Source organism: Teichococcus aerofrigidensis (assembly GCF_054073225.1).
Genome location: NZ_JBSXMU010000294.1, coordinates 1 through 521 on the forward strand (window position 1 = coordinate 1; position 521 = coordinate 521).

Below are 521 nucleotides of genomic sequence, written 5' to 3' on the forward strand. Positions count from 1 at the left end.
CGCGTGCCCTCGCCGCGGATGTCGGGCGCCGCGGGGGGGCCGCCCCCCGCCGTGGCGGCGGTGATGGCGGATGTGCTGCTGGTGGCCATGCTGCTCTCCCTGCCCGGCTCCCGGGCCTCAGGCGATGATGTCGATCAGGCTGTCGGTGACGCGGCGCGGCGGCGCGGCGATGTCCTCCGCCTCCGCCTCGGCCATGCCGCGGAGGGGCGCGGCGGCGGCCGGCGATGGCGTGTCGCGCCGCTCGCCCGGGGTCCCCTGCTGCAGGTCGAGGCCGCCGGTGCCGAGCTGCACCCCGGCCTGCTCCATCTGCGTCAGCAGCGTCTGCCGGTCCTGGCGCAGCGCCTCGAAGGTCTCCGGCTGCTCGGCGCGCAGCAGGACATGGACGCCGCCCTCCTGGAAGGTCAGGCGCAGCTCGATGCGGCCGAGTTCCGGCGGCCGCAGATCGACCGCGATGCGGGACACGCCGGCCGCGCTGGCCTCGGCCAGGCGCAGCGCCAGCTGCGGCGCGGCCTGGGCGGCCA

The 521-nt window shown here is 77.9% G+C and carries 1 protein-coding gene; it reads right to left on the reverse strand.

Features of this window, described 5'->3' with window-relative positions; genetic code table 11:
* Positions 1 to 117 precede the first annotated feature (117 nt).
* Positions 118 to 521 (reverse strand): flagellar hook-length control protein FliK (gene fliK, locus ACVMLK_RS21310; RefSeq protein ID WP_457487580.1); only part of this gene is annotated, 404 nt, incomplete at its 5' end.